Below are 22,845 nucleotides of genomic sequence, written 5' to 3' on the forward strand. Positions count from 1 at the left end.
CGGAAAGCAAAATTTTTGCCCGGCAGAGGCTTTTTTACTTACTCTGAAACAAATACTACCGGATAGTCAAAAAAGCGCAAATTATCCCTATAGAGTAAAGGAGATGCAAAATTTATCTGCAGTTACAAAAACGGGGTGGAGTTTTTATGGAAACAGGGCAGGAAATCATTGTGCTTTCTGCACGTGAGTGGTAAAATAGAATAGATAATATATAATCTGTTTTGAATAAAAACAGGATATTTTAGATAACATATAATCTGTAACAAGAAGGGGAAAAAATGGAACAATTTATATGGGAAACTCCGGAAGAACTGGATCAAAAACTTGCGCAGCGAGTGAGAAAAATCAGAAAGAGACGTTCAATTACGCAGGAAAAATTAGCATCTATAAGCGGAGTGAGTTACGGCTCAATCAAAAGATTCGAAACGACAGGACAAATTTCCCTGTTATCTTTAACGAAAATTGCAATCGCACTGGATCTTGCAGATGAGCTCAGAAATATTTTCACGCAGGTACCGTATAAAGATATTCAGGAGGTTATCAATGAAACAAGATAAAGTACTGCAGGTGTGTTATGAGGATCAAACGGTGGGAACATTAGCTATGACGGCAGACCACAAAGTGGCATTTCAGTACAGTGATGAATGGCTGGAAACCGGATTTTCGATCAACCCATTTTCATTGCCTTTGCAAAAACAGGTATTTGTTCCAGTTAAGGATCATTTTGAAGGATTATTTGGGGTTTTTGCGGACAGTCTTCCAGATCATTGGGGCAGATTACTGTTGGATCGCCTGTTACGGGCACATAAACAAAATCCGGATGAACTGACCGTACTGGATCGTCTGGCGATTGTGGGCACATCGGGGATGGGAGCGTTGACATATCACCCGGAAAAGAATTTTCCAGAGGAGCAGAGCAGTGCAGATCTGGACAAACTGGCGGAAGAGTGTCAAAAGATACTGAATACAGAGTATTCGGATAAACTGGACGAATTGTATCTGCTGGGAGGTACCAGCGGCGGAGCAAGACCTAAAATCATGACAACCATTGATAATGAAGAATGGATTATCAAATTTCCAGCGCATGTGGACGGAAAAGATGCAGGAAAAATGGAATATGACTATTCCTGCTGTGCCAAGGCCTGCGGAATTATGATGAGTGAAACGAGATTGTTTCCATCAGAAAAATGTAAAGGATATTTTGGAACTAAAAGGTTTGACAGGAGAAACTGTTTGAAAGGGAAAAAGAAAGTGCACATGTTGACGACAGCTGCAATTCTGGAATTGGATTTTGAGCAGCCAAGTCTGGACTATCATGGATTAATGAAACTGACAAAAATCATGACACGCAATTGCGATGAAGATGTTGAAAATATGTTCCGCCGAATGTGTTTCAATGTTTTTGCACATAACAGAGATGATCATTCGAAGAACTTCACGTATTTGTACGAAGCAGACGAAGATAAATGGCATTTAAGTCCGGCATATGATCTTACTTACAGTAATACGTATTATGGCGAACATACTACGTCAGTAGATGGAAATGGAAGAAATCCAGGCAGAAAAGAGTTACTGGCGGTAGGAACTGGTGCAGGGATGAAAAAGACAAGGTGTGAAGAGATCATAGACGAAATTGAGAAAAAAGTAAAGGAAATGTTGGAAGAATATCTTTTGGGTAAGTGATTCTCTTTGCATTCAAAAAATTTTAAACAGCAAGTTATTAACAGTTAAATAAAAAAGAGTTGCCAGACAAATGAACACTATAAGTACCTTGCTACGAGTTTTATTTTCGTAGCAAAGTACAAGATAGTACAGAGATAAAAATATGTCTCATTTGTCGTTTAACTCTTTACATTGCGCTTTTATTTCTTCTATCGAATCCTTCAATAACTTTAATCTGGCAGGCTACTTTCTAAACAAAGTCGTCCCCATCCCACCCGCCTGTTCGGGTATTCGCTCTCGGATGCGATGGGTTTTGTGCCTGCGATGAGATAAGCTTTCAGCTTTTCACCATATAAAAACGGGTCATTTCCGCGCAGAATACCCCATTCCATCATAAGCACGGCGCTTCCCGATACAAAAGGCGTGGCAAACGAGGTGCCGGTGAAGGAAGCATAGCCGCCGCCGGAACGGGGAGCTGGGATATTGACACCCGGGGCGGCGAGATCAGGTTTAATTTCGTGGAGAATACGGGTATAGCCGCGGCCGGAGAAGCTGGCATAGGAGGAAAGGCGGGGATCGTAGGCACCGACCGTGATGGCGGAGCGGGCGGTGGAAGGGATGGTGAGTGTGGTGTCGGCAGTGGGGGAGAAGAAGCGTGTCTGTGAACCGACGGCGTTTCCGCCGGGAAGCCAGAGGTCAAAGGAACCGGAGATCAGGCGGCCGGGGGTGAGACGCAAGGTCCAGATGCCGTTTTCGATGGACAGATGGTTTCCTGCGCCCTGAAAGGTCAGGTAAATTTCCTGCGCCTGGCTGTAGGGGGATGGCATGCCATAAAACAGGAGAAGTTCTGTCGGACCAAGCGTCAGACGCGCCGTGCCGAGGACAGGAGAGAGCGTGCCGGAGCGGATGCCGCCGGGGGAAATCAGTTCGATCGAGATTTCATCCCCATAAACCTTCCAGATCTGGAGACTGAACGAGGATTCATAAGCACCGACCTGAAATTCAACGGAGACAGCGCGGTCAGCCGTTGCCGAGACCGCAGACGTCGCAGCCGGATCAGATGTCGGACGGACTGTTTGCGTCTGACCGGACGACTTGCGGTCCGACTTTAGGTTCCCGGTATAATGGCGTCCGGTATCCCCTTCATTTCCTGCCCCGATACAGATCACGTTCTGCCCTAAATTTGACACTGCATTCAAATACGTTTCAAGTAAGGAATCCCCGCTGTGCGAACCGTAATTATTCCCGAAGCTCAAATTAATCACAAGCGGCCGCTCCACCAGAAGTGCATATCTTACGCAGAAATCTACCGCCTGCAGCAATTGCGATGTCCGCGGCAGATCCGCCGGATCAGGATTCCCAAGCTTTACGACCACGAGTGTTGCTTCCGGTGCCACGCCCCGCATGGCCGCATCTGCCGAGGATCTCCCATTTCCCGCTGCGATTCCGAGCACCGCTGTCCCATGCCCCGTCACATCGCGGGACGGCACGAGGGCAAACCGTTCTTCCGGCGTAGAAGATGCAAGTGCCTCATTGATCTGCTGCCGTGTATATACCGATCCGAGTGCATACCCCGTCGGTGGCTTTCCTGGAATCGTCTGATCCCATAAAAGTGCAATCCGGCTTGTCCCGTCTGATGCACAGAAATCCGGATGCGCATAGTCTACGCCCGAGTCAATGCACGCGAGCAGCACCCCGTCCCCATACAGCCCGGAAATCTCCTCCTGTACCGGTGAAATACAGGACACGCTCCGGGCAAACGCATCCGCGAAAAACAAAGGCTTCGGCTTCTCCAGATACGTAATCTGCGGCAGTTCCGTTACGTAATCCATCAGGGACTCCGGAACCAGAAGAATGGCATACGAAAACAGCAGCAGCGTCACACGAACTCCCTGCTCCTCCAGAAAAGCCAGGTCTCCCTGATACTGTACAATTACTTCCCATGTTTTGCTGTAAGAGTTATAACCTGCCGAAAGCTCCGGCACACGCCGCCGTTCGACTTCCGTTGCGGCCAGCGCAAGGTTCAACAGGTTTTCCCTTTTTTGATCAATCATTACAAAAACTCCGTCCAAAATGTTGTTAAAATCTATTCCGCTTTTCCTGGAAATATGATATAATCGCCATCGTACAATAGGGGTACAGATCTGCTTTTTGGAGTGCATCGAAAAATGGTTTTACGATGCCGCCTGGCGGGTCTTTACTATTTTACGCGAAATGCTTTTGCATTGAAGGGAGAGAACATGAAAATTATCATTGTGGGCTGCGGAAAAGTCGGAGCCGCACTGACCGCCCAGCTGAGCCGCGAGGACAACCTTGTGACGGTCATCGACACAGACAGTATTGTCGTCCGCAACGTCTCCAACACCTACGACGTTATGGGAATTGTAGGAAACGGAGCAAGCTATCAGGTGCTTCAGGAGGCGGATATTGAGCATGCGGATCTGATGATTGCCGTAACCAAAAGTGATGAAATGAACCTGCTTTGTTGTGTCATCGCCAAACAGGCAGCAGACTGTCACACCATCGCCAGAGTTCGAAATCCGATGTATCGGGAGGAGAGAGAATTTATCCGTAAAAAGCTGGGTCTGTCCATGATCATCAACCCGGAGCACGCGGCCGCCATGGAAATGGCAAGACTGCTGCGGTTCCCATCTGCGATTGAGATCGACAGCTTTTCCCGCGGAAGAATCGAAATGCTGCGCTTTAAAGTGCCGGAAACATCGAAAATTGTCCATATGTCGCTGCGTGAGCTGGCCGGAGCGCTTCAGTACAGTCTGCTGGTCTGTGCTGTTGAGCGAAACGGCGAGGTTTACATACCGGATGGAAATTTTGTGATCCAGGCAAAAGACAGCCTTTCCATCATTACCACACCGCAGAACGCAGAGAGCCTGTTTAAGAAAATTGGTGTTCATACAAACAAGGTACACAATACGATGATCGTTGGCGGCGGTGAAATTACGTATTATCTCGCAAAATCACTGGCAAATATGAACGTCGATGTCAAGATTATCGAGAAAAATAAGGATCGCTGTGAGGTTTTAAGCGAAGCACTGCCGGATGCAACCGTTATTTACGGTGACGGAAGTGACCAGGAGCTCTTAAAAGAGGAGCGCATCCAGAATATGGATTCCTTTGTGGCCTGCACCGATATGGATGAGGAAAACATCATTCTGTCGCTGTATGCGAAAGAGAAGGTATCCTCAAAGGTTGTAACGAAAATCAACCATCTGGAATTTAATGATGTTATCCACAGCCTGAACCTGGACAGCCTGATCTACCCGAAACACATCACCGCAGAGTACATTCTGCAGTATGTCCGGGCAATGAAAAACTCCATCGGAAGCAACGTTGAGACGTTGTATAAGCTGATGGAAGACCGTGTGGAGGCTCTTGAGTTTATCGTGAACCAGAATTGCCGTATGATCGGCATCCGTCTGCAGGATATGAAAACACGGCCAAACCTTCTGGTAGCAGCGATTAACAGACAGGGAAAGGTCATCATTCCGGGTGGACAGGATTCCTTTGAGGCAGGAGATTCCGTCATTATCGTAACAACGGAAACCGGTCTTCAGGATATCCATGAGATTCTGGCAGAGTAACGGGGGAAGCGGATTATGAACTATAAAATGATTCGTTTTGTCATCAGCTGGGTGCTGAAAGTGGAAGGTATGCTGATGCTGTTTCCGGCGCTGGTCGGAGCCATGTATCAGGAAAAGACAGGCTTTGCGTATCTTATCTGGGGACTGCTCTGCATTGCGGCCGGTCTGATCCTCTGCTTCAGAAAACCGTCCAATATGGAAATCTATTCCCGCGACGGATTTGTCTGCGTTTCGTTAAGCTGGGTTGTCCTTGGTGTTTTCGGAGCGGTGCCGTTTGTAATTACGGGGGAAATTCCGTTTTATATCAATGCGCTGTTTGAGATCGTTTCCGGTTTTACAACGACAGGAGCCAGCATTTTGAGTGATGTGGAAGCCCTTTCACACGCCAGCCTGTTCTGGAGAAGCTTTTCCCACTGGATTGGCGGTATGGGCGTTCTTGTGTTCATTCTTGCATTGCTTCCGATGAAGGGCGGTTCCGTCATGAACCTGATGAAGGCAGAGAGCCCGGGACCGACCGTTTCCAAATTTGTTCCGAGAGTGCGCGGAACCGCTAAAATTCTGTATCAGATTTATCTTGGCATGACACTTTTTACCATTGCTGCCCTGCTGCTTTCCGGCATGAAGACATTTGATTCTGTCACACTCGCCATGGGAGCTGCCGGAACAGGAGGCTTTGCCGTGTTGAACAGCGGTTGTGCAGTGTACACACCACTGCAGCAGTGGATTCTGACAATCGCCATGATTGCGTTCGGTGTGAATTTTAACTTTTATTATCTGATGCTTTGCAAAAAGGGAAAGGCCGCCATTTCGTCCCAGGAGGTAAGAGCGTATTTCCTGATTATCCTTCTGGCAGGAGGCGTGATTTCCTGGAATACCTATCCGATGTACCATTCCATCGGTGAAGCGGTGCGGACTGCCTTTTTCCAGGTCGGATCGATTATCACGACAACGGGTTATTCCACGACGGACTTTGACCTCTGGCCGGAGCTGTCAAAATGTATTCTGGTGATGCTGATGTTCATCGGAGCCTGTGCCGGTTCAACGGGAGGCGGAATCAAGGTTTCGCGAATCCTGATCCTCTTAAAAACCGTGAAAAAAGAGCTTGGTTCGATCGTACATCCGCGCAGTATCAAACGCATCCGTTTCGACGATCACCCGGTAGAGCATGAGGTTCTGCGGGCGATCAACGTATTTTTGATTGTTTATCTGGTGATCTACAGCTTTTCCATGCTGATCATCAGTATTGATGGATTTTCCTTCGAGACAAACTTCACGGCAGTTGCCGCAACACTGAACAACATCGGACCGGGTCTTGACCAGGTAGGACCGACCAGTAACTTCTTTGGATACGGTCCGGTTTCCAAGCTGATTCTGATTTTTGATATGCTGGCAGGCCGTCTGGAACTGTTTCCGATGCTGATTCTTTTCTATCCGTCTACCTGGAAGAAGAGAGGATAAAGCGGTTCACCGGGAAAAAGAGGGACTTTGCGTCGGCGGGAAACTGCCGGGGCAGAAGGAAAAGAAAAAATGGTTACGATTCACAGGGTTTCCAAAAAAACAGAAAGACGGAATAAAGTCAGGGTGCATTTCCTGATCACAGGCAGAAAGGAAGGAACTTATGAGTAACTGGGAAAAGAATGTAAGAAAAGTTGTGCCGTATGTACCGGGCGAGCAGCCGCATGAGACTGACATGATCAAGCTGAATACGAATGAGAATCCGTATCCGCCGTCACCAAAAGCCGCAGAGGCGATCAGACGGGTAGCAGAAGAGGATACCCTCCGTCTCTATCCGGATCCGACCGCGGCAGAACTGGTGCAGGCGATTGCGGATGTCTACCACGTAAGCACAAAGCAGGTTTTTGTCGGCGTTGGTTCGGATGATGTTCTGGCGATGGCGTTTATGACGTATTTTAACTCTGACAAACCGATTCTTTTCCCGGACATTACGTATTCCTTCTACGATGTCTGGGCGGAGGAATTCCGCATTCCGTACGAGCAGATCCCGCTCGATGAAAATTTCTGCATTGTGCCGGAGCAGTATTTTGCAGAAAACCATCCAAATGGCGGAATCGTGTTCCCGAACCCGAATGCACCGACGGGTGTGGAGCTTTCACTTTCTGCGATCGAATCGATATTACAGCACAACCCGGATGTGGTTGTAATTGTGGATGAGGCATATGTGGATTTCGGAGCAGCCACTGCGCAGCCGCTGTTGGAAAAATATGAAAATCTGCTGGTTGTGCAGACAACATCAAAATCCCGTTCGCTTGCCGGCATGCGCATCGGCTATGCAATCGGAAATGAGAAGATGATTTCGTATCTGAACGATGTGAAATATTCATTCAATTCCTACACCATGAATCAGACCACAATCGCCGCCGGAGCCGCAGCGATCCGCGATGTGGAATATTTCCGCAAGACGGTGAAAAAAGTGATGGAAACGCGAGAATGGTCGAAGGAGGAGCTGAAAAAGCTTGGATTTTCTTTCGAGGATTCGAAATCGAACTTTATTTTCGCAACACACAAAAGCGTACCGGCCGGGAAGATTTTTCAGGCACTCCGGGAACGCCATATTTATGTGCGGTATTTTGAGAAACCCCGCATTGACAATTATCTGCGTATTACGATTGGCACGCGGGAAGAAATGCAGACGCTGTTTGATTTTTTGAAAGATTACTTAACCGAATCAAGCAAGTAGCGAAGCGGATTGCAAATATCCGCTTGCCAAGAGGGATGAAGCAGCTGAAAATATAAAACAGAAGAAGAGTATCTGCAGAGGAGCAGAAGAAAATTTTAAAGGGGGACTGCCGTCGGAATCAGCCATGAGATCCGGCGGCAGTTTTAGAAGGTATTTGGGTATGAACAAAGAGAAGAAAGAAGTAGTAAAGGTAAATCAGATTACGGAAGGTGTTATCTGGCAGCAGATTCTGATCTTTTTCCTGCCGATTCTGTTCGGAACGTTTTTCCAACAGCTCTACAACACGGCGGATGCCATGATTGTCGGACACTTTCTCGGAAAACAGGCACTTGCGGCGGTCGGCGGAACGACAGGTACGCTGATCAATCTGCTGGTCGGATTTTTCGTCGGCCTTTCGAGTGGTGCGACGGTTGTTATTTCACAGCATTACGGAGCCAATAAAGAGGACAAGGTGCAGTGGGCAGTGCACACGTCCATTGCCTTTTCCATTCTCGGAGGTATTGTGCTGACAGTAGTCGGCATTGGCTGTTCGAGATGGATGCTCGATCTGATGAACACGCCGGATGATGTTGTAAATCATGCGCTGATTTATATGCGTGTTTATTTCCTTGGAACCATCGGAAACCTGATTTACAACATGGGTTCCGGTATTCTGCGTGCGGTCGGCGATTCGAAACGTCCGCTGCTGTATCTGATCATCTGCTGTATGACCAATATCGCGCTTGACTTTTTATTTGTTGTCGGTTTGCAGATGGGTGTTATGGGCGCGGCGCTTGCGACCATTCTGTCTCAGATCATCAGTGCGGTTCTTGTTATGGGCTCTCTGATGCGGACCAGAGACATTTACCGGCTTCATCTGCGGAAAATCAGCATTGACTGGATTATGCTGAAACGAATTGTCCGCATTGGTTTTCCGGCAGGCGTACAGTCAATTCTGTACTCGGTATCGAACGTGATCATTCAGTCTGCTGTCAATTCGCTGGGAACCAACAATGTGGCTGCGTGGGCGGCTTACGGAAAGGTGGACGGTCTTTTCTGGATGATGATCAATGCGCTCGGTATTGCGGCGACAACATTTGTCGGTCAGAACTACGGTGCGAAAAAGATGGATCGTGTACACCGCGGTGTGCGCACCAGCATGATCATGGCATTCCTGATGACGGGTCTGATGGTTGTGTTTATGTGGCTTATCGGTGATACACTGATTTCTCTGTTTACCACAGATACGGCGGTGCGTGAAATCTGTCACGGACTGATCCATTTCCTGGTTCCGACCTTCTTTACCTACATTTCCATCGAAATCCTTTCCGGTGCACTCCGTGGTGTCGGAGATGCATGGATTCCGATGTTTATCACCGGAATAGGAATCTGTGGAGTACGTATCGTGTGGATGACGGCGGTTCTGCCGCATTTCCACTCCTTAAAAGGAGCTGCCTTCTGCTATCCGCTGTCGTGGGTAATCACAACGATTGCATACTTTATTTATTACCTGTTCTTCAGTCAGCTGAGTAAGAGGAAAGAATTGAGGAGTATCTAACAGAATGTTCAAACTGTATTAACAAAACTGTGCTATCATGAAAATATCAGTGTCAAAAGGTCAAAAAACCGATGCAGGAGAATTTTTGAACTCGGGACACGGCAAAAAATGAGTAAGTAGCCATTTTTCAAAGAAAAATGAGCGGATTACAAAGGAAAGACAGGTGGAACGTAAGATGGTAAGTGAAAAAGTAACGATTGTCAATCCGTCAGGTCTGCATCTTTTAAACGCGGTAAATTTGTCAAACAGTATAAGCCGGTACAAATCTTCCATGTCGTTTACCTATGAAAACAACGGGATGCAGGGAACGGTTAATTTAAAGAGTATTTTGAGTATCGTAGCTGCAGGAATCAAGCAGGGAGAAACCATTGAGATCTGCAGCAGCGGGGAGGATGAAGAGGAGGCACTTCGGGCGGCTGTTGCCGCAATTAAAAGCGGGCTCGGAGAGACGCCGGAGTGAGGAGATAGGAACATAGAATAGAAATAAAGAAAAGGACCTCGCTTTTTGAAAAAACGGAATGGGAAACCGGACCGTATTTCAAAAAGCGAGGTTTTTGTGTGGCGGCAGATAAAAGATTCCTGCCTTCGGGGGGGATTTCGAAAGCAGGGATGAAAAGATAAGCTGCGAAGCAGCTCTTCGGCTATGAGCAAGCAGCGAAGCGGATTGCGAATATCCGTTTGACAACAGGAGGTATAAGGCCGGAAAAAAGTGTCTACACTCTGGATAAAGCAAAAATGCAGAGAAAAGGAGTGTAGAAAAAATGGCAAGGCAGAAGAAAATTGATCTGGAACATATGACGGAGAAGGAGAAAATGAAATACGAAATCGCAGGTGAGCTGGGGCTTTTAGAACGCGTGCTGAATGACGGCTGGCGATCACTCACGGCAAAAGAAACGGGACGGATCGGTGGCCTTGTGACACGGAGGAAGCGGCAGATGGCGGCGGAAGGAAAGAACGAAAACGAAGAAAAATAAGCGGTACCGCAATTTTTGCAATATCCTCAACAGTTTTGACCATAGATTTTTCCTGTGAAAGCGTTATAATAAAAACAAGGAATGGGTGGTGCCGCGCCAAAGTCCGTGTCTGCACGAGACCCGGCGACTGCCGCGATACCCTGAGAAACTCGCAGAGCGTGTTTCGGATCGTTTGGAGAAGTGAGGGAAAAGTTTATGGAAGCAAAAAAAGAGAAAAAGTATATGTCGGATATCCATCTCGAGGATTATACCGAACAGTACGAAACGGGATTTGCCACAGTGGACACGATGATATTTGAAGGGGGAAGAAGAGAGGAGCTGCTGAACGGCGGCTGGCATTATGCAGTCGATCAGTACGATACCTGTCTGCGCCAGAAATGGTACAAAGAGAGATACCGCGACGAAAAAGGCTTTACTGTGCCAATCGACTATTCCTTTGACGAGTGGCCGGTGATGCAGCTTCCGTGCAGCTGGAATACCATCGATCCGATGTATCTCCTGTATGAGGGAAGCATGGTCTTTACGAGAAAATTTTCCTATATCGCAGAAAGAGAGGAAACAGTCTTTCTGAAGGTGGGCGCAGCCAATTATCTGTGCCGCGTTTTCTTAAACGGAAAATACGTCGGTATGCATCGCGGCGGATCGACACCGGCGTTCTGGAATATCACAGAATACCTGAAAGCGGAGAACCGCATCGTGCTTGCTGTTGACGGAACGAGACGGCCGGAGCAGGTGCCGACCGAGAATACCGACTGGTTCAACTACTGCGGCGTATACCGCGATATCGCACTGATCCGTGTTCCGAAATGCCATATCAAAACTTTTAAAATTGCGCTTGTGCCGGACGGAACATTTGGACATGTTATGGCGAAAGTGACACTGTCGGAAAAAATCACAGCCAAGGCAGAGCTTGTCATCGAGGAGCTTGGCGTGAGCCGGAAAATCCAGCTGGAAAACGGAGCCGGAGAAGTTGTTTTGGATGCAAAACCGGAGCTTTGGACACCGGAAAAACCGAAGCTGTATGATGTAAAAGTAACCTGTGGAACCGATACCGTCAGCGATCGGGTCGGCTTTCGTGAAATTCGCGTGAACGGCAGAGACATTCTGCTGAACGGAGAGCCCGTTTTCCTGCGTGGTATCAGTTGCCACGAAGACAGCGTGGAAAACGGAAAAGGCCTGACAAGAGAGGAACGGATCGAAAATATCCGCATTGCGAAAGAACTGGGATGCAACTTCATGCGCCTTGCACATTACCCGCATAACGAAGAAATGGCAAAACTCGCCGACGAGCTTGGGCTTCTTTTGTGGGAGGAAATTCCGGTTTACTGGGCAATTCGTTTTGAACGTGAAAAAACATATGAGGATGCCCAGAATCAGCTCCGCGAACTCATCAACCGTGACTGGAACCGCGCGAGCGTGATCATCTGGTCTGTCGGAAATGAGAATGCCGATACGGATGAACGGCTGAAATTCATGAGCGCACTGGCAGAATGCGCGCATCGGGAAGATGAGACGCGAATGGTGTCTGCGGCCTGCCTGGTTAATGCTGCGAAAAATAAGATTGAGGACCGTCTGATGGAATACCTTGACATCATCGGCATCAACGAGTACTGCGGCTGGTACACCCCGGATTTTGCGATGCTGCCGGCACTGATGGAAAACAGCCAGCCGGACAAGCCGGTTATCGTAACGGAGTTCGGCGCAGACGCGCTGCCGCATCACCATGGAACCATCTCGGACAAAGGAACCGAGGAGTGCCAGGCGGATGTGTACGAAAAACAGATTGCAACGCTGCGGAACATTGACTACATCAAGGGCATGACCCCCTGGATTCTCTACGATTTCCGCTGCCCGCGCAGAACAAGCCTGATCCAGAAATATTATAACCGGAAGGGGCTGCTCTCTGAGGACAAAAAGTACCGCAAACCGGCATTTTATGTGTTGCAGAAATTTTATGAAGAGCTGAAAAGAAAAGAACAGTAGGGGCAAGAGCTTTTCAAAAAGATCAGCCGACTTGCACGGTTGATGATATCAAACGGAACAGAGAAAAAAAGACAAGAACAGACAAAAACAGATGGTATGAAATCAGCTTTGAAGTCCGATTTCATACCATCTGTTTTTTTCACTGCAACAATCCGCCGTAGGCGGAGAATCCGGCAAGTGCTGTGTTATGCTTTTTTCTGTGCAGCCATCCACTCCAGAATCGGAGTCTCTTTTCCGTCCGTCATAACCGGTTTGCCGTCATAATCGAGGACACACTCATCGTTCAGCATCGGGATCCAGGACCAGTGGCCGATGTATTCGAATGGGGTGCCGTCTGCATTTTTCTGTGTTCCGGTGTGATCGAGTACCTTGTCCCAGTAGGTAAAGTGTGCATTCGGGTTGACCTTTGCCAGACGCTCATAGGTCGGAACGACAAAGTCATCCGGAACGACAACCGGGTCGGTTTTTGCGTGTGTAAACCAGATCGGCAGATCTTTGAGCTTCAGGATGTCTTCATCGGAGATAAATGCATCCGCCAGAGCCTCGCAGACCGGATATGCGGCAGCGTAGCGGGACGGGTTGAAAATGATCTGTTTCATGGTCATAAAGCCGCCGTTGGAGCAGCCGCCGATGTAAATGCGGGAGCGGTCGATCTGCGGATGGGCATCCACGAAAGCACCGATCAGGGCATCGAGAACTTCGGTATATTTGGAAGAACCGTCTTTGGTATATTCTCCGCTTCCGTCATCCATCCACATGGTTGGCGCCTGTGGAGCGAGCAGGTAGGTCTTGCCGCCGAAAATTTTCTGAATCTTTGGGGAAATCAGGTTTACAACTTTATTTCCGATTGCTGCAATCGGCGGTTCCTGTCCGCCCTCACCTGCGCCGTGCAGCCAGATGATCAGCGGGATTTTCTCATCCGCATCCATTTCCGGCTCGTAGTAAACGTAAGAGAGCGGAATCTGCGGATCATCGTAGCGGTCTTCTTTGAGCCATTCACCGTAGATGACGCGGTTTCCGCCGTCTACGTCGAACGTCTGCGGAGAAATGGCATCATCGTCTGTTGCAATTTCAGAGGTCTGTGTCACATCGTAAGCAACATTGACAAATACATTAAAATTACCGTTGAATTTGATGATGGAGCCGATTCCTTCCATGATGAAACACGGCAGCTCCAGCGTCAGACAGGTACCGTCCTCGCACGGTGCACCGGTTTTGTCAGAAACGTAAACGTTCGAAACGCGGCGTGTGCCGTCCATGGAATCATCCGGTTTGTCACCCATGAAATTCGGCCAGACAAAGTTCTCACCCTCGGTGGATGTACGGGTAACGTGTACCGTAAACTGCTCCGGAGATGGGGCCGCACCCTTCATGCTTTTGCCATAATCCAGAATTATTTTCGAAATATGCGGACCGAAATCAAAAACTTCGGTAATGGTATAATAAGTTCCGTTCATTTGTAAAAACCCTCCTTTTGTACGGAATGTACGCTCAGAGTCTTTCTGCATTTGCTTTTGCGACTGACAAAAATCATCTCACAAAATCAGGTACAGAAAAAGCTTGAGAGTACAATTGTTTGCATGGGCAGAAAAGACGGTATTGGGAATAGTAGAATTTTTTTCTGCCCGACAATACCAGTTTACTACAGACATTCCGAAAGAAAAAGTACAAATCAGAGATAAAGTTGCACAGAGATGCTTTTTCTGTGTTTTTGTTTCCGGAACGGAAAAAGTCTGATCGAAACAGAAACAGCAGAAAAGTGTCAAAAAACAGCAGAATCGTTGTTTTTCGTATTGGAGCCGTATGGAATAATAAAATCATACAAGGAAAAAGGGAGGTTTTACGAGATGATTACAAGACTTGAGGAGATTCCGGTAACGAAAGAAAGCTATCCGTTTGCCAGTGCGGAGCGTTACCTGAAGCTGTCGGAGCGCGGCTATGTGGAGAAGGAATATTATATGTGTGGAACGGCCAACGTCTATGAGACTGCAGACGAGCGCGGCGGCGTCCGTGTGCGCACTGCGGATGCGCCGTATACAAACCGCATCATTGTCCGCGCACCGCAGGACACTGCAAAATGCAGCGGAAACGTTGTAGTGGAGATCATCAACCCAACGAGTTTTATGGAGATTGACCGCATGTGGATTCTCGGCTGGAAGAAATTTGTGCGGGACGGAGATATCTATGTGGGAATCACAAGCAAACCGAATACGATCGCAAAAATGGTGGAGTTTGATGAAAAGCGTTACGGCTGTCTTTCCTGGGCCAACCCGACACCGGAGGTACCGTTCTCGGAGCGACTGCAGGCCACAGGCGGACTCGGCGATCTGAATCATGATTACGAAACGGGTCTTTTCTGGGATATGCTGACAGACCTGGCGTGGCTGCTGCGCGGCGATGAGGAGCAGAATCCGATTCGGGAATATAAGAGAGAATACGTCTATTTGACGGGCTGGTCACAGTCGGGTTCGTATCTGTTCCGCTATCTGAACAGCTTTGCGTATCGTCCGGAGGTGGCACGCGGTGCGTGCGTATTTGATGGCTACCTTTCCGGTGGAGGAGTCCATTCCCTTGGTATTCCGGTCAACCAGTATGAATGCAGGGATCCCTACCATTACCGTCTGACACGTGTGGAAAAGGCGCGCGAGCCGTTTATCGCTGTGCAGACGGAGAGTGAAAACGGAAGAATGGAAGCATGGCGCATTGCCCAGCAGGACAGCGATGATCCGGAGTTCCTGTTCCGCCAGTATGATGTGACGGGTGCAAGCCATGACACTTCCTATAGCTATGTGGACTACTATCAGAACGATCCGGATCTGGTGCGGATCAACTATCTGCCATTCTATATGGGAAAAAATGAGGAAGGAAACGACTATCCGTCCCAGATTCTTTTTGCGGCAGCATTTCGGAATCTCTTTACCTGGGTACGGACAGGCGCAGCTCCGGCGCACTGTGACCGGATTGCGATTGACAGCGACGGAGAAAACAAAAAGGATGCGTTCGGAAATACGATCGGTGGACTGCGTACCTGCCTCCTTGACTATCCAACCGGAAGATACAGCAATACCAGCGACATTGAAAAAGGCCAGAATTTCCTGGATCCGGAATCGGAAAAGGAAGGATTGTTCGGTTATCAGCAGGCGTTTTCGAAAGAAATGATAAAAGAGCTGTACGGAACATTGGCACATTACCGGGAAATGGCGGAGAAAAACACGAAAGAGCAGGTAACGAAAGGCTTTGTCTGCCGCGAGGATGCGGCGGAGATGGTTGAGATTGCCGTGCAGCTTGCAAAGAAACGCGGACTGGAATAATAAACAATAAACAGTTACAGTAAAATCAGATTCGAGGAGCGTGCCCGAAAGAAAAGCCGGGCGCGCTCTGTGCAGATAAAGGAGAAAACAAAATGGGGATGAAAGCAGAACAGTGGAGACAAATTATTTTATCGTTTCAAAGTGAGAAAACATACAACAATCCATTCCTCGATGTTTCCATCTGGAGTGTTTTTACGGGACCGTCGGGAAGAAGGATCAGAAGAGAAGCATACTGGGACGGCGGAAATACCTATCGGATTGCCTTTGCGCCGACCGAAACCGGAATGTGGAGTTATAGGTTGGAAGCACCGGAGGAGACGGGACTTTCCGGAGTGCAGGGAACGATCGAATGTATTCCATACGAAGGAGATCTTGCCATTTATCGGCACGGATTCCTGAAAGTGCATCCATCAGGAAGATATCTGACGTATGCAGACGGAACACCGTTTTTCTGGCTCGGTGATACGCACTGGGAATTTGCCTTTGGTGAGCGGTGGGACGAGTCGAACCATCCGCAGATGACGAGCATGTTCCGCGGCATGGCGGACCGCAGGAAGGAGCAGGGTTATAACGTTTATCAGACGAACCTTCGAAGCGACAGCTGGAAGGAGCACAAGAGCCGTTACTGGAAAACGGATGCCACAGATGATGTGCCAGATGTGGCATTTTACCAGAACGAACTCGACCGCCGCATGCAGTATCTCGCTGACCTCGGCTTTGTCAACGCGCTCGGTTTTGCCTGGTCCGGCTCGATCGAGCAGGGCGTGGAGCACCAGAAACATCTGGCGCGCTATATCATTGCCCGCTATGGCGCCCTTCCGGTTGTGTGGACGCTGGCAGGCGAAGTGGCAGGCTATTTCCCGGGAAAGACGCGGGAAACAGCCATCAAAGGCTGGCGTGAGGTCGCAAAGTATGTGGAAGAAATGGACGGCTATGGAACACTGCAGACCGCACATTATACGAATGAGCGTCCGTTTGCAGATTACTATTATGATGAATCATGGTTTGATTTTGTGCTGAATCAGGCCGGACACGGCGATTTTCCAATCAATCCGTCCTGGTACCGTACCTATCGGAAGGAACACGGAACAAAACCGTTCATTGAAGGCGAGTCTCTGTATGAATACTGTTCCACACTGGAAGAAAACGGAACCCGGCTCTGCACCGATGTAATGCTGCGCCGCGTGGCATATATGGCAGTCCAGACCGGCGGCTGCGGTTATACGTACGGTGCGCAGGGAATCTGGGATAATATCTGGGAGGTAAGCGACATCAACCCGGATTTTAATGCATTCAACAAATTTGGCATCACCTGGGCGAAAGCCATTGACGGCCCCGGAGGCGCACAGATGGGATATCTGAAACGTTTCTATGAAGAACATCATTTTGAGGAGATGGTGCCTTACGATCCGGCAGAAGCAGAGGAGAGTATCAGCCCGTTTGCCAATAAGCTTGCGGCTGCCACGATCAGCCGGGATAAAACGAGAGCACTGATTTATTACGGAGAGATGGATGGCATGAGTACACCGCTCGCGGGCCTTTGCGACGGAATCTATGCAATTTCCTGGTTTGATCCGAGAACGGGACAGACAGAAAAAGCAGAAATCCAGGTGGAAGTGCGTGGAAAGTCGTGCATTATGCCAAAGAAACCGGCGGCGGGAGATTGGGTGCTGATAGCAGAATGCATAGAAAAAACTGAAAAGTGATCATAAACTATACAAAATGCGGAAAGAAACCGCAGAAAAGTGCAAATTCATCGCAGGATTGTTCTTTTTTGGAGGTAAGAAAGCAGATATAATAAGATCATCAAATGAGTCACGGCCGAAACTCAGAAACGAAATAAAGTAGCAAGACAAAAAGATAAAAAGCGAGGACGAAAGAATGAAAAAGAAAGTAGCAGCGATTTTCATGGCATCCATTATGGCATGCTCCATGGCTGCATGCGGAAGCAGCGGCGGAAGTTCAGATTCTGGAAAGACAGATTCTAAGGATAAGAGTACCGCATCCAGTACAGCAGAGAACGGAAGCGGAGAAGTGGAAAAAATCATCGTAAGCTTTCCGACCTGGACGGGTGCTCCGGCAGATACGGAGAAAGTACAGGAAGCCATCAATGATATCACAAAAGATAAGATTGGTGTTGAAATTGAGCTTTCCATTACTGATTACGGTTCCTTTAACCAGAACACGACGCTGGCGCTTTCCGCAAATGAGGAAATTGATGTACTTGCATGTGTAGGTTTCCCATATGCAACCGGAATTCAGCAGGGATACCTCTCCGACCTGGAAGAAAATGATCTGATTCAGACTTACGGACAGGGAATTATTGATGCGGTTGGACAGGAAAATGTAGATGCCTGCCGTGTAAACGGAGTTTTATATGGACTTCCAAGTAACCGAGACATTGCACAGGGACGTGGATGCGCAGCGATCGCAACCGAGTATCTCGATGGTATTGGCTACGAAGCAAACACAGACGATGAGATCGTAAAAATCAGTCTGGATGAATTAAATGACATTTATGCACAGCTGCATGAGAAGTATCCGGACAAAGAGGTTTATCGTCCGACAACAGGTTCTATGTCGCAGTTCTCTAACGTAGACTCCCTTGGAGGAAATGTGTTCGGTGTTCTGCTTGACTATGGCCAGAACCTTGATGTTGTAAATCTCTTTGAGAGCGATTTCTACAAGGATTATTGTGCAAGACTGTATGACTACAATCAGAAAGGCTATATCAGTGCCGATGCATCGACCGATACAACAGCAGTCGGAGAGCTTGTAAAAGCCGGAACTCTGATGAGCTATACCACAGGCGGAAAGCCTGGCATCAAAGCGCAGGAGACTACACTGACCGGTCGCGATATGACCATCTTCCAGACACTGGATGACTATATCAGTTCCACATCTGTGGCTAGTATGCCTTGGACCATTCCGATCTCTGCACAGCATAAAGAAGCAGCCATGAAATTCCTGAATGAGTGCTACACAAATGCCGATATCGCAAACCTTCTGGCATGGGGCATCGAGGGAACACATTATAAAATTGGCGATGACGGACTTGCTACTTATGCAGACGGTGTAGATGCATCCAACTCCGGATGGAATCATTCTATGGGATGGATGATGCCGAACCAGTTCCTGACCCATGTATGGGAAGGAAATGATCCGGATCTGTGGACAGAGATGAAAGAGTTTAACACCAATGCAAAGGTTTCCAAAGCAAGCGGTTTCTCCTTTGACAGCACAAATGTGGCAAACGAGCTCACAGCAGTACAGAACGTATACAACGAGTATCAGACCAGCGTAGAGTACGGCTTTGTAGACCCGGAGACCGGAATTGCCGAAATGAATGATAAGATGATGACTGCAGGCCTTCAGAAGATTATCGACGAGAAAAAGGCACAGCTTGCAGCGTGGCAGGAAGCAAACAAATAAAGTTTAAGAATTTAGATCAAAAAATGACTGCGCCGTCCCAAAAACAGGACGGCGCAGGTTGTAAGAAGAGAAAAATCTGTCAAAACCGGAACGCGTCATGACCGGCTGCGGATAAGAAAAAAGGAGAAGGAAAAACATGGCAAGAGTGAAAAGTCAGAAGAGCCAGAAAAGACGAAAAACATTTGTACGTTTTCTGCCGATCTATATTCTGATGCTGCCGGGTCTCATTTATCTGTTTATCAACAATTACATGCCTCTGCCGGGTCTTGTGATTGCATTCAAACAGTACAATGCCGGAAAAGGCATCTACGGAAGTCCATGGGTAGGACTGAAAAACTTTGAATATCTGTTTACGACAAGCGATGCCTTTGTTATTACACGAAATACCATTCTCTACAATGTGGCATTTATCGTAATCAACACAACACTGGCAATCGCAGTAGCTATTATCTTAAGTGAACTGGAAGGAAAACGGAAGAAAGTTTACCAGAGTGCAATCCTTCTTCCGAACCTCCTCTCCACCGTTATCATCGGATATCTTGTTTTTGCATTCTTCAGTGTAGAAAACGGATTCATTAACAACACGATTTTAAAGGCGCTGGGAAAAGATCCGGTTTCCTGGTATTCGGAACCGAAATACTGGCCGTTTATCCTGGTTTTTGTCAGTGCATGGAAGTCGGTTGGCTACAACTGTATTGTGTATCTGGCAACACTGATGGGATTTGATAAATCCTTCTATGAGTCAGCCAAGATCGATGGTGCAACGAGATGGCAGCAGATCAAATATATTACCCTGCCGCTTCTGCGTCCGACCATTATCATGCTGACCATGATGGCAATCGGAAGAATTTTCTACTCTGACTTCGGTCTCTTTTACCAGGTGCCGATGAACCAGGGAGCTCTGTATTCCACAACAAACACAATTGATACCTACGTATATCGCGGACTGCTTCAGATGGGCAATGTTTCGATGTCTGCCGCAGCCGGTGTTTACCAGTCGATCGTAGGATTTATTCTGGTGCTTGGCGCCAACCTGCTGGTACGTAAAATTGACCGCGACAGCGCGCTGATCTAGGAGGAACGGTATGAAAACAAGAGAAGATAAAATTTATAGCTTTTTCGGCCATCTGATCATGACAATCCTGACACTGCTCGCGATCATTCCGATTCTGTTGATGTTCATTTCCTCATTGACTGACAATGCAACTCTGTTACAGAATGGATACTCTTTTCTGCCGGAAAAGTGGAGTACCTATGCTTATGAGTGGGTATTCACATCCAGCAGTTCCATGGTAATCAAAGCCTATGGAATGTCCTTTATCCTGACCGCAACCGGCGTTGTCTGCAGCCTTGCCCTGACAACCTGTCTGGCCTATGGTCTTTCGAAAAAAGGTCTGCCGGGACGCAATGTCCTGACCTTTCTGGTGTTCTTTACCATGCTGTTCAACGGAGGCCTTGTACCGACCTATATCAACTACACAACCGTATTTCATGTGAAAGATACGTTTTTCGGATTGCTGGTTCCGTCTCTGATGATGAGCGCATTCAACGTTCTTCTGATGAAGAGCTACTTTGTCACCGGTGTGCCGGATGAAATTCTCGAGGCTGCCTATATTGACGGTGCAAACGAGTTCCAGACTATGTGGAAGATCGCAATTCCGCTGTCCAAGCCGATTATTACAACAGTTGCCATGTTCTCTGGTATTGCCTATTGGAACGACTGGAACAATGGTTATATCTATCTGACCAAGAGAACGGATCTCTACAGTATCCAGAATCTGCTGAACCGTCTGATGCAGAATATTCAGGCACTGACGCAGAATGCCAACAACATGGCGCAGGCAGGCGAGGGTCTCTCCCAGATCCCGTCCGGAACGGTTCGGATGGCGATGGCAGCACTTGGTATTCTGCCGATCATGATCATTTATCCGTTCATCCAGAAAAACTTTGTAAAAGGTATTACCCTTGGCGGCGTGAAGGGCTGATAAAAAAGTAAGTGAATCCAAAAAATCCGGCTTTCCGATATGCAAAAGGAAGGCCGGATTTTTTTAATTTCTAAACTGCCGTGGTGTCATGCCCGTCGATTTTTTAAACTGGCGGGAGAAGTACGAAATATTCTGGAAGCCGCAGGTGATGGCAATGTCGCGGATGCTCATTTCGCCCTTTGCGAGAAGCTCCTTGGAGCGAGCAATCCGGCGGTCGATGATGTAGTTGATGAGAGAACTTCCCGTGTCTTTTTTGAAGAGATGGGACAGATAATCGGCGTTCAGATACACCATGGCCGCAAGCGTATCGCGATCCAGCTCGTCGGAGAGGTGCGATTCGATATATGCCTTCACGGTGGCAACAGCCGTGTCCTGGGAAGCGGCTGCCTGACGGCTTTGTGTGAACAGCAGAAGACTGTTGGAAATCCATTCTCGTAAAGCACCAAACGAGGAGAAGGTCTGCTCCGGGGAAGCAACGGTAATCTGGCGACGGAAGGCTTCGTCTTCGCTGCCCGGATGATCCATCTGGCGAAACAGCAGCTGCAGGAACTGATAGTAAAAGCCGGTCAGAAATTCCCGTGTAGCAGTGCCGGAGCTTTTCGTCTGATTTAAGAAAGCGAAAACCTCAATCTGAAGCTGTTCCGTTCTTCCGGATGTGAGAAGATCGGACCAGCGGTCAGATGGAATCGGCTGAAAAGGCGTCTGAACAGGAGCTTCGGTTTCAGCGGCAAGATCGAAAACGTGATTTTCGTAGGTGACGTTCTTTCCGGCGAAGGCTTTCATGGAAAGAAAAGCTTTTCGCAGGTCTTCCGGGAGACAGACCTTCTGATCAACGAAAAAGTTGATCGAGAACGGAAAGTGTGTCACAAAGTCGGTCAGGGCCTGACGGCATCGGCCAATCACGGCGTCCCGAGAGTGTGTGGAGGCCGGGAGAAGCAGAAGATAAAAACCATCAAGCACACGGATCGTCAGCGGCAGCTCGCCGGGTTCAAAAAAATATTCCCGGGCAATATTTTTTAAGGCAAATTCATACAGGGTACGGTTGTCGGTCGGAGAAAAGGAGTTCGTCTGTCCGGTCTGGATCAGAAGCGGACAGAAGGGCTGATGAATCAGTTCGACATTCAGACGGCGATAGCGGATTTCATCCATCACTTCGGAAGGAGCAGAGGAAATACTGCCATTTAACAGGTCGAGGAAGAACTGTTCCGCAAGCGGGAGCTCACTTTCCTTCCAGTAATTGGCATGAAGGGTGTTGACGCGGTCCTTTTGCTGCTTTTCACATTGCGCACAGGCTTTGTCAAGAGCTTCCAGAAGAGCATGGTCGTCCAGCGGCTTCAACAGATAGTCACTGCTGGAAAGCTTCATAGCGCGGGAAATATATTCAAATTTTGCATAGGCGGTCAGAAAAATGCAGACGGTTTCGTAGTGTGCCTGGCGGATCTGGTCCAGCAGTTCGAGGCCGGAACCGCCGGGCATCTCGATATCACAGATCATCAGATCAATCGGATGCGCGGAAAAGGCTTCCAATGCCTGCGTCAGATTGTAGGCACAGAAAATCTCAAAAAAGTCCGGGCGTAGTGTGCGGATTTTGTTGGAGATGCTTTCGACGGTATAATATTCATCGTCTACAATTAACAGGTTCATAATAACCTCCCAAAACATAT

General features: G+C 48.1%; 17 protein-coding genes. 14 read left to right on the forward strand and 3 right to left on the reverse strand.

Annotated elements, in window-relative coordinates; genetic code table 11:
- The first annotated feature begins 278 nt into the window (after positions 1-278).
- Together DWY63_RS03165 and DWY63_RS03170 are read left to right on the forward strand one after the other, a co-directional pair.
- A complete protein-coding gene (locus tag DWY63_RS03165; RefSeq protein WP_055227803.1) occupies positions 279-557 on the forward strand; it encodes a helix-turn-helix domain-containing protein in 279 nt (92 codons plus the stop codon).
- Complete coding sequence (locus tag DWY63_RS03170) at positions 544-1,683, forward strand: type II toxin-antitoxin system HipA family toxin (RefSeq protein ID WP_055227801.1); 1,140 nt, start codon at positions 544-546, stop codon at positions 1,681-1,683. The genes DWY63_RS03165 and DWY63_RS03170 overlap by 14 nt, the downstream gene beginning before the upstream one ends.
- A 209-nt stretch (positions 1,684-1,892) precedes the next feature.
- On the opposite strand, the gene DWY63_RS03175 is transcribed toward DWY63_RS03170, so the two are convergent.
- The gene (locus tag DWY63_RS03175; RefSeq protein WP_117801307.1) at positions 1,893-3,716 is read right to left on the reverse strand and encodes a S8 family peptidase; all 1,824 of its coding nucleotides are present in this window, start codon (positions 3,714-3,716) and stop codon (positions 1,893-1,895) included.
- 114 nt (positions 3,717-3,830) lie between these two features.
- Between DWY63_RS03175 and trkA the strand changes: the two genes are divergently transcribed.
- The 7 genes from trkA (at position 3,831) to DWY63_RS03210 (ending at position 12,453) form a co-directional block, all read left to right on the forward strand.
- Entirely contained in the window at positions 3,831-5,261 is a 1,431-nt protein-coding gene (gene trkA / locus DWY63_RS03180; RefSeq protein ID WP_256359696.1) for a Trk system potassium transporter TrkA, read from the forward strand.
- Between the two features lie 15 nt (positions 5,262-5,276).
- Positions 5,277-6,719, forward strand: a complete 1,443-nt coding sequence (locus DWY63_RS03185; RefSeq protein WP_117801309.1) for a TrkH family potassium uptake protein — start codon at positions 5,277-5,279, stop codon at positions 6,717-6,719.
- A 160-nt stretch (positions 6,720-6,879) separates the two neighbouring features.
- On the forward strand, positions 6,880-7,959 hold the full coding sequence (hisC, locus tag DWY63_RS03190) for a histidinol-phosphate transaminase (RefSeq protein ID WP_117801311.1): 1,080 nt from the start codon (positions 6,880-6,882) through the stop codon (positions 7,957-7,959).
- A 160-nt stretch (positions 7,960-8,119) separates the two neighbouring features.
- The gene (locus DWY63_RS03195; protein WP_117801313.1) at positions 8,120-9,496 is read left to right on the forward strand and encodes an MATE family efflux transporter; all 1,377 of its coding nucleotides are present in this window, start codon (positions 8,120-8,122) and stop codon (positions 9,494-9,496) included.
- A gap of 175 nt (positions 9,497-9,671) precedes the next feature.
- Positions 9,672-9,956, forward strand: coding sequence for an HPr family phosphocarrier protein (locus tag DWY63_RS03200; protein ID WP_117801315.1), 285 nt, complete (start codon positions 9,672-9,674; stop codon positions 9,954-9,956).
- Between the two features lie 301 nt (positions 9,957-10,257).
- Positions 10,258-10,470, forward strand: a complete 213-nt coding sequence (locus tag DWY63_RS03205; RefSeq protein ID WP_055220834.1) for a small, acid-soluble spore protein, alpha/beta type — start codon at positions 10,258-10,260, stop codon at positions 10,468-10,470.
- 195 nt (positions 10,471-10,665) lie between these two features.
- Entirely contained in the window at positions 10,666-12,453 is a 1,788-nt protein-coding gene (locus DWY63_RS03210) for a glycoside hydrolase family 2 protein (RefSeq protein WP_117801317.1), read from the forward strand.
- Positions 12,454-12,638: 185 nt separating this feature from the next.
- Here the strand turns inward: DWY63_RS03210 and DWY63_RS03215 are convergent, their stop codons facing one another.
- Positions 12,639-13,910 carry a prolyl oligopeptidase family serine peptidase gene (locus DWY63_RS03215; protein WP_158568309.1) on the reverse strand — a complete coding sequence of 424 codons (1,272 nt, stop codon included), beginning with the start codon at positions 13,908-13,910 and terminating at the stop codon, positions 12,639-12,641.
- Positions 13,911-14,300: 390 nt separating this feature from the next.
- On the opposite strand from DWY63_RS03215, the gene DWY63_RS03220 reads away from it, so the two are divergent.
- From DWY63_RS03220 to DWY63_RS03240, 5 genes are all read left to right on the forward strand, one after another.
- Positions 14,301-15,764 carry an alpha/beta hydrolase domain-containing protein gene (locus DWY63_RS03220; protein ID WP_117801523.1) on the forward strand — a complete coding sequence of 488 codons (1,464 nt, stop codon included), beginning with the start codon at positions 14,301-14,303 and terminating at the stop codon, positions 15,762-15,764.
- Between the two features lie 92 nt (positions 15,765-15,856).
- Positions 15,857-17,470 (forward strand): apiosidase-like domain-containing protein, encoded by a 1,614-nt coding sequence (locus DWY63_RS03225; protein ID WP_117801320.1) that lies wholly within the window; start codon positions 15,857-15,859, stop codon positions 17,468-17,470.
- 175 nt (positions 17,471-17,645) lie between these two features.
- Entirely contained in the window at positions 17,646-19,196 is a 1,551-nt protein-coding gene (locus tag DWY63_RS03230; RefSeq protein ID WP_117801322.1) for an ABC transporter substrate-binding protein, read from the forward strand.
- 136 nt (positions 19,197-19,332) lie between these two features.
- Positions 19,333-20,271 (forward strand): ABC transporter permease, encoded by a 939-nt coding sequence (locus DWY63_RS03235; RefSeq protein ID WP_055266921.1) that lies wholly within the window; start codon positions 19,333-19,335, stop codon positions 20,269-20,271.
- A gap of 10 nt (positions 20,272-20,281) precedes the next feature.
- The gene (locus DWY63_RS03240; protein WP_055266923.1) at positions 20,282-21,181 is read left to right on the forward strand and encodes a carbohydrate ABC transporter permease; all 900 of its coding nucleotides are present in this window, start codon (positions 20,282-20,284) and stop codon (positions 21,179-21,181) included.
- Between the two features lie 63 nt (positions 21,182-21,244).
- Here DWY63_RS03240 and DWY63_RS03245 read toward each other — a convergent pair whose 3' ends face one another.
- Complete coding sequence (locus DWY63_RS03245; protein ID WP_158568310.1) at positions 21,245-22,825, reverse strand: response regulator transcription factor; 1,581 nt, start codon at positions 22,823-22,825, stop codon at positions 21,245-21,247.
- Positions 22,826-22,845: the final 20 nt, after the last annotated feature.

It is taken from the genome of Blautia sp. AF26-2, assembly GCF_003460955.1.
GTDB classification, from domain to species: Bacteria; Bacillota; Clostridia; order Lachnospirales; family Lachnospiraceae; genus Fusicatenibacter; species Fusicatenibacter saccharivorans.